The following is a 10,936-nucleotide window of genomic DNA, read 5'->3' as shown; positions in this document are numbered from 1 at the left end:
GTCCCGGAAGGCGCCGCGCGGATCAACGCGAAACCGGGACTCACGACTTACAGCTGCGTCCGCGTCCGCTCCGTCAGTCCGTACGTCGACGCGATGGAGTTCCACAGCTTCGCGGCCTTCTCCTTCGCCGCGCTCGCCGTGCCGCTGTCCTTGTTGCCCGCCTGGCTCTCGCCCGTTCCGACGGCCCGGTCGTCCTTGCAGCCCTTCTTGCCGGCTGCCTGGTCGGCCCAGGCGGCGTAGTGGTTGTCGGCCGACTCGGAGGCCTTCCAGCCGTTGGTGAGCTGGGTCGTCAGCTCGGCGTGGTTCGGGAGCTGGTCCAGCGTGAGGGCGTCGAGCCGGGTGACCAGCTCGCCCCGCTGACCGGCCGCGTCCCGCAGATCACTGGCCGCCTGGCCGAGGTTCTTGCACGCCGTCACGTCCGCCACGGCGTTGATCACCGAGTCGCGGCTGGCATTGGCGTCCGCGAGAAGCTTGTCCAGCTCGACGGCCTGCGCCTTGGCCGTGTCGGTGGACGCCGACGCCGAGCCCTCGGCGGCGGGAGCCGTCGCCGACACGGTCGCACTGTCGTCTCCGCTGTCGTCGCCTCCGCCGCTGCTGAGCATGGCGCCGGCACCGATGCCGAGCACGGCGATGCCGATACCGACCGCGGCGATCAGGGGGACACGCGAACCGCTGCGCCCCCCGCCACCGCCGTCATTCGCGCCCGAACGCCGTGCGGCGGCTCGCCCGCCCGGCGCTCCTGGCCCACCCGGGGCTTGCGCACCGTACGCGCCGGGAGCCTGCGCCCCGTACGGCGCGCGAGCCCCCTGCGGGGCCTGTGCGCCGTGCGGCGCCGACGGGTCGAACCGCGGCAACTGCTGCGTCCCCGGGGGCCCTTCGGGCTCGCTGCGGAACAGGTTGTCGAACTCGGCCGGTGGCTGCCGGTCCTCCGGCTCGCCCGGACTCATCCCGTAGGACGGCCCGCTCGGCTGGGCGGGAACGGGAGCGATGTACTGCGTGGCCTGAGCGTCCGGGTACTCGGCGGGAGGCAACGATCCTGTGCCGCCCTGCGACTGCCGCCCCAGGAACTGGGTGGCGCCGGCGTGCACCTCAGGAGGCAGCGCCCCCGGGCCCACCGGGGGGATGAACTGGGTGGCACCCTCGTCGGGCACGGAGTGCGCGGAGGGTGCGGAGGGTGCGGGCGGGATGTGCGGTATGTACTGCGTCGCACCGTCGGCGCCGACCGGAGCGGGTGGAATGTGCGGTATGTACTGCGTCGCGCCTTCGTCGGCGACAGGCGGAAGTGGCGCACCCGCCGCCATCCCCACGCCCACACCCTCCGGCGGCAACGGCTGCGCGGCGGACGGCAAAGGCGACGCGGGCGAGGGCGGGGCGGCACCGTATGCCGCGGCACCGTGATGACCCTCGTACGACGCGACGCCGTGATGACCCTCGTACGACGGAGTGGACGCGCCCCCGTACGACGGAGCCTGGGCGCCCCCGTACGACGCACCCTCCGGCGGCAGTGGCCCGGCCCCGGGCGCCGGCTGCGGCGTGAAGCCCTGCGGCTGCTGAGCCCCCTGCGAACCCGGCAGCTCCTGATCCCCGTACCCACCAGGACCGGGCGGTACGTCCGGCAGTGGCCGCTGCTGGGCCGGGCTGTCGCCCCAGCCCGGCCTCGGTTCCGGCGGAGTCCAGCCCTGGGGGGCCTCGGGAGTGCCCCAGTCCGGGGCAGGCGGCTGGGCGGCTCCCCAGGTCTGGGTACCGTTCATCGGCGCTCCCCAGCCCTGATCCGGCGGCGGGGCGGGCGCGGCCTGCTGCTCGGGACCCCACGGCCGGTCCCAGGCCTGGCCGCCCGCCGGGGCCGTACGGTCGCCCGTCGTACCTGGCAGCAGGGGCGCACCGCCGTCGGAGGGCAGCACGATGCCTTCGCGCGCGGGTCGCGGCGAGGGGTCTTCGCCCTGTCCACTCTGCGTCACCGGGACTCCTACGAATGGGGGACCTTCGGAATCATCGGCTCACGCTACCGGGTCCCCACAACCCGGTGCCACGCAGCACAGAATGAGACCTCCACCCCTGTGACCGCGGTAACAAAACCGCTCCCTTTCTGCTGTATGTTCCTCTCCCCGCAACTCCCTTGATCGTTTCCTCTGCGTTCACGCCCCGGACCGGCGAGCGTTCACGCCGCCGCCCGCAACTCCATCCGCGCCCCGAACTCCCGTACCACCGGCTCGTCCTGATACGGCTCCAGGCGCTGCTGGAAGTCCTCCAGGTACTCGGCGCCCCGGTTGGAGCGCAGCGTGCCGAGCAACTCGACGGCGCGCAGCCCGGTGTGGCACGCCTGTTCGATCTCGCGCTGCTGGACCTGCGCGGTGGCCAGCAGTACGTAGCCGATCGCGCGCCGCCGGGCCTTCGACTCGGGAAGCCCGGCAAGGGACTCCTCCGCGCAGCGCGCGGCGGCCTCCGCCTGTCCGAGGTCCCGATGGCAGTGCGCCAACTCGTCGGCCAGATAGGCCTCGTCGAAGTGCACGATCCATGTCGGATCGTCCCCGGCGGCCGAGTCGGCCGCCTCCAGTGCGCTGAGGGCCCGTCCCGACGCCGCCTGGGCGGCGCGCGCATCACCCAGTAGCGCGTGCCCGCGCGCCTCAGCGGCGTGGAACATCGACTCCGCGCGCGGAGTCACCCGCCCTCGCGCCCCCTCCTGCGCCGCGCGCGCCAACTGCGCGATCTCACGCGGGTTTCCGAGCTGAGCCGCCAGGTGACTCATGGACGCGGCCAGTACGTAACCGCCGTATCCCCGGTCCCCGGCCGCCTGGGCGAGCCGCAGCGCCTGGATGTAGTAGCGCTGGGCCAGGCCCGGCTGGCCGGTGTCGATGGCCATGTAGCCCGCGAGTTCCGTCAACCGGGCCACCGCGGCGAACAGTTCGCGCCCGACCGCCTCCCGGTAGGAGCCCGCGAGCAGCCCGGAGACCACGCTGTTCAGATAGTGGACGACGACCGGGCGTACATGCCCGCTGCCGTACTGGTGGTCCAGGTCCACCAGCGCCTGCGTCATCGCGCGGACCGCCTCGACATCCGAGACCCCGACCCGCGGGCCGGCCGAACGCGCCACCTGGGAGTCCGGTGAGGAGATCAGCCAGTCGCGGCTGGGCTCGACGAGCGCGGAGGCGGCGACGGACGAGCCGGAGAGGAAGTCCCTGCGGCCGACATCACTGCGCCACAGTTCGCAGACCTGCTCGATGGCTCCCAGGACGGTCGGCGAGAACTGGAGACCGACGCCGGACGCGAGGTTCTTGCCGTTCGCCATGCCGATCTCGTCGATCGTGACCGTCCGCCCCAGCTTGCGGCCGAGCGCCTCGGCGATGATCGCCGGAGCCCGTCCACGCGGCTGCTGTCCACGCAGCCAGCGCGCCACGGACGTCTTGTCGTACCGCAGGTCGAGACCGTGCTCCGCGCCACACATGTTGACCCTGCGGGCCAGCCCGGCGTTCGAGCAACCGGCTTCCTGGATGAGCGCCTGCAGTCGTTCGTTCGGCTGCCGCGCGACGAGCGGCCTTGCGGCCATTGGCGTACCCCCTGTGACTGTGCTGCGGTGCCTGCCCACGCACCGAGTTGACGTGTCCTCAGCGGCCGAACTCAGGAAGGAAACAACGAAAGAAGCAGAACCAGCGAAGGAACAGGAACAACGAAAGAACTCGGCCATGAAGATCAATGCCCCGCAGACACAGTGAAGATGCGAGACATGTGAGGATTGCCGGGGTAAAGGCGGCGCCCAGCCCCTCACGTGGTTACCCAGCCCCCGCCGCCCTTCCCCCTGCGCGCCCCCACCCGTGCATCCATGCGCCCCACATGCGGAATCGATGCCCCTCCCCCGCGCGCGCGTCCCCCGTAACCCGAGGTGGACGCGGGAGTTGTGTTCCACGTGGACGAGACCATCGCAGGCACCGAGACCGCCCAGATCCCCCAGCAGCGCGGCGAATCGCTGCAGGACACCGCCGTGCGCTATGCCGAGGAGCGCCACTGGGACGTGTTCCCCGGCACCTGGCTGGAAGCCGTCGACGGGGTGCATCACTGCTCCTGCGGCGAGGCGGCGTGCCCCACGCCCGGCGCGCACCCGACGCGTGAGGACTGGGCGACGCAGGCCACGGGCAGTGCGACCGTCGCGCGCCGGCTGTGGGCCAAGCACCCCACGGCGTCGATCCTGCTGCCCACCGGGCGTACGTTCGACGCGATCGACGTGCCCGAGACCGCCGGGTTCCTCGCCCTCGCCCGGATGGAACGCATGGAGCTGACCCTCGGGCCCGTCACCTGCACCCCGGACCGGCGCATGCACTTCTTCGTGCTTCCGGGTGCCGCCGCGAAGGTCCCCGACCTGGTGCGGAAGGCGGGCTGGCCGCCCGCGTCCCTCGACCTGGTCACCCTGGGCGAGGGAGCGTATGTTGCGGCGCCGCCTACACGGTTCGGGTCGCGGGGGGCGGTGCAGTGGGCCTGCCGGCCCACGCCCGCGAACCGGTGGCTGCCCGATGCGGAGGAGTTGATCTCGCCGCTCGCCTACGCCTGCGGGCGAGAAGGGCGCCGATAGCTCCCGCGGGTCGTTCTTCGGCTGCGGGTCCGCTGTGGCTGGTCGCGCCCCGCGGCGGAGCCGCATGAAGGCAGAGCCCCGCGCCCCTAACAAGCGGCTGGTTGCCCCTTAGGGTGCTCCCATGACCCAGGGAGCAGAGGCCGCCACCGTCCCCGCCGTACGTGTGCGGGGGCTCTGGAAGCGGTTCGGGGAGCAGGTCGCTGTCGCCGGGATCGATCTGGAGCTGCCGGCGGGGCAGTTCATCGGGCTCGTCGGGCCGAACGGAGCCGGGAAGACCACCACCCTCTCGATGGTGACCGGGCTGCTCAGGCCCGACCAGGGCACCGTCGAGGTCGTCGGGCGCGACGTGTGGCGCGACCCGGCGGAGGTGAAGGCGCGGATCGGCGTCCTGCCCGAGGGACTCCGGCTCTTCGAGCGGCTCTCCGGGCGCGAACTCCTCGGCTACACCGGCCGCTTGCGGGGCCTGCCGGGCGCCGAGGTCGACAAACGCGCCACTCAGCTCCTCGACGTACTCGACCTCGCGGGCGCCCAGCACAAACTCGTCGTCGACTACTCCACGGGCATGCGCAAGAAGATCGGCCTGGCCTGCGCTCTCCTCCACAACCCCGAAGTCCTCTTCCTCGACGAACCGTTCGAGGGCGTCGACCCGGTCTCCGCGCAGACCATCCGCGGCGTCCTGGAGCGGTACACGGGTTCGGGCGCCACCGTCGTCTTCTCCTCCCACGTCATGGAACTGGTCGAGTCGCTGTGCGACTGGGTCGCCGTCATGGCCGCGGGGCGGATCCGCGCACACGGCCCCCTCGCGGACGTACGCGGCAGCGCCCCCTCCCTCCAACAGGCCTTCCTGGAACTCGTCGGCGCGAACGGCCGCGCCGCCGGCGCCGACCTGGACTGGCTGGGCGGTGGCGCACGATGAGCACCAGTGTCGGTGTCTCCGCCGCGTCGATCACCCCCATCGTCGTACGCCTGAAGCTGTCGCTCCTGCGCAACGGGCTGCGGCAGTCGGCCGGACGACGGGCGGCGTACGTCGCCTCCGCCGTCCTGGTCCTCCTCTTCGCCGCCCTCCAACTGCTCGGCCTGATCGCCCTGCGCGGCAACGCACACGCCACCGCCCTCGCCGTACTGCTCGTGGCGCTCCTGGCGCTCGGCTGGACCGTGATGCCGCTGTTCTTCGCCAGCGGCGACGAGACGCTCGACCCGACCCGTCTGGTGATGCTGCCGCTGCGGCCACGCCCGCTGGTACGGGCGCTGCTCGCGTCCTCACTCGTCGGTATCGGGCCGCTGTTCACGCTGTGCCTGCTCGTCGGATCCGTGATCGCGGTAGCGCACGGTACGGCGGCGTACGTCACCGGCGTCCTCGCCGTGGTCCTCGGGCTCCTGGTCTGCGTGGCCCTCGCGCGCGCCGTCGCCGCCGCCAACATCCGCCTGCTGACCAGCCGCAGGGGCCGCGACCTCGCGGTGCTGAGCGGCCTGGTCATCGCGGTCGGCGCACAGGTGGTCAACTTCGGTGCGCAGCGGCTCAACTCGTCCGGCGGGCTCTCGGAGCTCCACGCACTGGGCGATGTGCTGAGCTGGCTGCCGCCCGCCTCCGCGATCGGCGCGGTGCACTCGGTGAGCGAGGGGTCGTACGGGATCGGGGTCGTCCAACTTGCCTTGAGCGCGGCCGCGTTGGCGGGGCTGCTGGCGCTCTGGACCCACCACCTGACCCGGCTGATGACCTCACCGGACGGGTCGACCCTCCAGGCGGCCGAGCCTGCGGCGCGGGAACGGGGATCCTCGGGCCTGAGCCGACTGCTGCCGGCCGGCCGCACCGGGACCGTCATGGAACGCAGCCTTCGGTACGTGTGGCGCGACCCGAAGACCAAGGCGGCCTGGGTGACCTCACTCGCCATCGGGCTGATCGTGCCCGTGTTCAACGCCCTGCAGGGCACCGGCTCCATCTACTTCGCCTGCTTCGCCGCCGGAATGCTCGGGATCCAGATGTACAACCAGTTCGGGCAGGACACGTCCGCGTTCTGGATGGTCGCGATGACGATCTCGTCCACGCGCGACGCATACGTCGAACTGCGCGGGCGCGCGCTGGCACTGCTGCTCATCACCCTCCCGTACGCGACCCTCGTGACCGTCCTGACGACCGCGCTGCTCGGCGACTGGCCCAGACTGCCCGAGGCGCTCGGCCTCTCCTTCGCCCTGCTCGGCGCGATGCTGGCGACCGGCGCGTGGTCGTCGGCCCGCTTCCCCTACTCGATACCCCAGGAGGGCTACAAGAACGTGGCCCCCGGGCAGGCCGGGCTCGCCTGGATCGCGATCTTCGGCGGAATGGTCGCGGCGGCCCTGCTGTGCGCCCCCGTCATCGCCCTGACGATCTGGCTGAACGTGTCCGCGGACGGGAACGAGTGGACCTGGCTGCTGCTGCCGTTCGGCGCCGCCTACGGGGCCCTGATCACGGCGGCAGGGCTGCGGATGGCGGCGCCGCGGACGGCCGGGCGGCTGCCGGAGATCCTGACGGCGGTCAGCAAGGGCTGACCGCCGGAGGTCAAGGAGCAGAGGTGGGTACCGGCTAGCCGGTGAGGACCCCGTCCAGGAACGGTTCGATCGCCCCGCGCCAGGCGTCCGGCTGGTCGTAGTGCACGAGGTGGCCCGCGTCGGCCACCTCCGCGTACTGGCCGTTCGGCAGGACCCGCACCATCTCCTGGGACTCGGCCCGGCCGAGCTCGCCGTCGAGACCTCGTACGACCAGGGCGGGGCACCTGACCTGGGTGAGTTCCTCCCAGTGGGCGTCGTACACCCAGGTCTGGCGGGACTTGAGCATCTGCGCGGGTTCGAAGACCGGACGCCAGCCGTCGCCGGACTCGTGCATCACCTCGGCGTAGAACTCGCCGCGGGACGGGTTGGGGCGCTCCACCCAGGGGTCGTCCTCGCCGAACCACTTGCGTACGTCGGCGAGCGTGGCGAAGGGGACGGGCCAGGCCTTGAACCAGTCCTCCCACTCGCGCTGCGAGGCGGCGCCCAGCGCCGACGCGCGCATGTCGCAGATGATCAGGCCGCAGACGAGATCGGGGCGCTTGGCGGCGAGCTGCCAGGCGGTCAGCGCGCCCATGGCGTGACCGATGAGGACGGCCGGGGCGAGGCCGAGCTGTTCGAGAGCGGCCTCGGCGTCCTCGACGTAGGCCTCGCGGGTGTAGGCGGCCTCGGGCGGCTTGTCGCTCTGGCCGTGGCCCCGCTGGTCGAGGGCGACGGCGCGGTGCCGTTCGGAGAGCCAGCGGGCGGTCGAGGCCCAGTGGGAGGCGCGGCCCATGAGGCCGTGCAGTAAGAGCACGCCGGGCGCGCGGGGGGCCTCCTCGTGCCCGGCTCCGATCCCGATCCCGGCCGCGGTCTCAGTCCCGGCTCCGATCCCGGCCGCGGTCGCGGTCTCGGTCCCGATCTCGGCCGCAGTCCCGGTCCCGGCCCCGGTCCCGATCTCGGACCTGGGAGGGGCGATCCTGGGAGGGCCGGTCCTGGAGGGATCCGCCTTGGGCTTGGGAGGATCGGCGAACTCCCAGGCGGCCAGGCGTACGCCCCCCGCTCCCGTCACGTCGATGCGCCGCACCACAGGTAATGGCACCCCCCTAGCTCGCTCGGACCGCCTCGCTCCCGCTCGAGCCGACCGGTCCACTCGTACCGATTCCTACCGCTGTCGTACCGCTGCTCCTGCTGCTTCTACTGCCCGCCGGCACTGGATTGCCGCCCGGCTGGTGCTGATTGTTACCGGTTGCCGCTGACTGATGATGTACGTGTCCCCCTGGTACCGCGCCTACGCCGTCACGTTATCGAATGAGGATTCGAGAACACCCTTCTCGGGCGCAACACCCCTCATTCGAGTGACCGGCCTCAAGGATTGACCGCCGCCACCAAGGGGAGATCTTCAACGGGGGGCGGGCCGCTCGGGGAAGCCGGTCCGAAGGGAATGACCCTGGGAGCTCGGGGCTCCGGGTCAGCACAGGGGAGGACAGGCCCCGGCGCCATGCGGTGCCGGGGCCCTCTCCACGTCTGCGGCACATCCTTCCGCCCCCTCCCCGACCGCGCACCGTCGCTCTCGGACACGGTCAAGAGCCCTCAGGTCATATGCCTCACGCGACAGCCTCGCACGCAAATGGCCCCAGCGCTGCGATTCCGCGCACTGAATCTTGGTTTCGGTGAGGTCACGCGGGCATCACAACTGCCTCTGTGGCCGCGGTAGTTGACACGCCAATGCCGGGCGGCGAACTCCGGGTGCCGGGGCGCGCGCCCTGCGCCAGGCACCTCAGCACTCTGCGCCAAACCCTTCAGCGCTCGGCAACAAGCACGTCAGCGCTCGGCGGCAAACACCTCAGCGCTCAGCAACGAACACGTCAGCGCTCGGCGGCAAACACCTCAGCGCTCAGCAACAGGCACCTCAGCGCATGGCGACGAGCACCTCAGCGCTCAGCAACAAGCACCTCAGCGCTTGGCGACGAACACGTGGGAGGCGACTTCCGCCTCCAGCTCCGCGGCCTCGCCGCCGCTGCCCACCAGGACCCCGCCCGCGGACTCCGTCACACTCACGACAGAACCGGGCTGCACGCCTGCCCGCCGCAGCGTGTACATCAACTGCGCGTCCGTCTGGATCGGCTCGCCGATACGCCGTACGACCACGGTCTTGCCGTCGACACCCGGGTCAAGCTCCGCCAGCGACACCATGCCCTCGTCCAGGAACGGATCGGCGCTGTCCTTCTCGCCCAGCTCCTCCAGACCCGGAATCGGGTTGCCGTACGGCGACTCCGTCGGGTGGCGCAGAAGCTCCAGAACCCGGCGCTCCACCGCCTCGCTCATCACGTGCTCCCAGCGACAGGCCTCGGCGTGCACCTGCTCCCACTCCAGACCGATCACGTCGACGAGGAGACACTCCGCGAGCCGGTGCTTGCGCATCACACGCGTGGCGAGCTGCCGCCCCTCGCCGGTGAGCTCCAGATGCCGGTCGCTGGCCACCGCCACCAGACCGTCGCGCTCCATCCGCGCCACCGTCTGGCTGACCGTCGGCCCGCTCTGGTCCAGCCGCTCCGCGATCCGGGCGCGCATGGGGACGACGCCTTCCTCCTCCAGCTCGAGGATGGTGCGGAGATACATCTCCGTGGTGTCGATCAGTCCGGACATGTGTGCCCCTCGATTAGCTTGCCGGAGGCTCGGTGGCTCACCGGCTTGTGCGCTGGCCCTGGAGTCAATTCTGACGCATACCACTGACAAGCGTGCCTCGCCGGTGGAACCACCTGGTTTCAAGTGCCTACGAGCACCTCCGGGCGGCACGGGCCCGGAGGCGAAAACTCCGTATCCGGAGGCGAGAACCCCGTATCCGGGGGCACAGACCCGTATACCGAGGGGAGACCCGTATACGGGGGGAGAGAGACCCGTATACCGGGGGCGAAAACCTCGTATAAAAGCCCCTCGCCATACTGCCGACCGTATTGCCCGCCGTATCCCCTGCCGTATTGACAGCGCACTGGTCCAGACCGCACCGTGATCCGCGACGCGTCGACGCCGGCGCGACCGCGCGCGACTTCGAAGGGTCTCAGCCGATGAGCGAAGGCAAGCTGGCCGGGCAGTTCTTCGACGCCGCGATCGGCCTGCTCCAGCAGGTACGGGACGAGGACGCCGACGAGATCGAGGCGGCCGGAACGCTGATCGCCGACACCGTCGCCGCCGGCGGACGCCTCTTCGCGTTCGGCGCCGGACACTCCTCGCTCGCCGCCCAGGACGTCGTCTACCGCGCGGGCGGCCTCGCCCTGATGAACCTGCTCGTCGTACCGGGCGTCCTGGGCGTCGACGTCATGCCGGCGACCCTGGGCTCGGCCCTGGAACGGGTCGACGGCCTGGCGACCGTCGTCCTGGAGTCCAGCCCGGCGCGCTCCGGCGACCTCCTCGTGATCATCTCCCTCTCCGGCCGCAATGCGATGCCCGTCGAGATGGCCCTGAGCGCTCGCGCCCTGGGCCTCAAAGTCATCGGCGTGACCTCCGTCGCGTACACCACGGAGACGAAGTCCCGGCACACCTCGGGGACCTACCTCAAGGACCACTGCGACATCGTCCTCGACTCCAGGATCCCGGTCGGCGACGCCGAACTCACCCTGGACACCATCGAGGCCCCCTTCGCCCCCGCCTCCACGGTCGTCACCTCGGCCCTCCTCCAGGCCGTCATGGCCACCGCGGCGGGCGCCCTGGCCGCTCGCGGCATCGAGCCCCCGCTGCTGCGCTCGGGCAACGTGGACGGCGGCCCCGAGTGGAACAACCGGGTGATGACGGAGTACGGGGACCGGATCTTCTACCAGCAGTGAACCGGCGTTCTACGCGTACTGAGCCGGCGGGGGCATCCCGGGGGCCGCG

The 10,936-nt window shown here is 71.4% G+C and carries 8 protein-coding genes; 4 read left to right on the top strand and 4 right to left on the bottom strand.

Going from position 1 to position 10,936, the window contains the following annotated elements; translation table 11 throughout:
- Window positions 1-47 precede the first annotated feature (47 nt).
- Complete coding sequence (locus ACFWP7_RS35860; protein WP_384390510.1) at window positions 48-1,958, bottom strand: hypothetical protein; 1,911 nt, start codon at window positions 1,956-1,958, stop codon at window positions 48-50.
- A 200-nt stretch (window positions 1,959-2,158) separates the two neighbouring features.
- Window positions 2,159-3,544, bottom strand: coding sequence for a transcriptional regulator (locus ACFWP7_RS35855; protein ID WP_384390507.1), 1,386 nt, complete (start codon window positions 3,542-3,544; stop codon window positions 2,159-2,161).
- Window positions 3,545-3,892: 348 nt separating this feature from the next.
- Between ACFWP7_RS35855 and ACFWP7_RS35850 the strand changes: the two genes are divergently transcribed.
- The 3 genes from ACFWP7_RS35850 (at window position 3,893) to ACFWP7_RS35840 (ending at window position 7,087) form a co-directional block, all read left to right on the top strand.
- On the top strand, window positions 3,893-4,561 hold the full coding sequence (locus tag ACFWP7_RS35850; protein ID WP_384390505.1) for a bifunctional DNA primase/polymerase: 669 nt from the start codon (window positions 3,893-3,895) through the stop codon (window positions 4,559-4,561).
- Window positions 4,562-4,682: 121 nt separating this feature from the next.
- The gene (locus tag ACFWP7_RS35845; RefSeq protein WP_384390502.1) at window positions 4,683-5,477 is read left to right on the top strand and encodes an ABC transporter ATP-binding protein; all 795 of its coding nucleotides are present in this window, start codon (window positions 4,683-4,685) and stop codon (window positions 5,475-5,477) included.
- On the top strand, window positions 5,474-7,087 hold the full coding sequence (locus ACFWP7_RS35840; protein WP_384390500.1) for a transporter: 1,614 nt from the start codon (window positions 5,474-5,476) through the stop codon (window positions 7,085-7,087). Before ACFWP7_RS35845 ends, ACFWP7_RS35840 begins: the two co-directional genes overlap by 4 nt.
- Before the next feature lie 34 nt (window positions 7,088-7,121).
- On the opposite strand, the gene ACFWP7_RS35835 is transcribed toward ACFWP7_RS35840, so the two are convergent.
- The gene (locus tag ACFWP7_RS35835; protein ID WP_384390513.1) at window positions 7,122-8,153 is read right to left on the bottom strand and encodes an alpha/beta fold hydrolase; all 1,032 of its coding nucleotides are present in this window, start codon (window positions 8,151-8,153) and stop codon (window positions 7,122-7,124) included.
- Between the two features lie 866 nt (window positions 8,154-9,019).
- Window positions 9,020-9,712 (bottom strand): metal-dependent transcriptional regulator, encoded by a 693-nt coding sequence (locus ACFWP7_RS35830; RefSeq protein ID WP_384390497.1) that lies wholly within the window; start codon window positions 9,710-9,712, stop codon window positions 9,020-9,022.
- Between the two features lie 419 nt (window positions 9,713-10,131).
- Between ACFWP7_RS35830 and ACFWP7_RS35825 the strand changes: the two genes are divergently transcribed.
- The gene (locus ACFWP7_RS35825) at window positions 10,132-10,887 is read left to right on the top strand and encodes an SIS domain-containing protein (RefSeq protein WP_384390495.1); all 756 of its coding nucleotides are present in this window, start codon (window positions 10,132-10,134) and stop codon (window positions 10,885-10,887) included.
- The last annotated feature ends 49 nt before the right edge of the window (window positions 10,888-10,936 follow it).

This window comes from Streptomyces sp. NPDC058470 (assembly GCF_042721055.1).
Lineage (GTDB): Bacteria > Actinomycetota > Actinomycetes > Streptomycetales > Streptomycetaceae > Streptomyces.
Note: the sequence above shows the minus strand (reverse complement) of the source record. Positions and strands in the feature narration are given on the sequence as shown.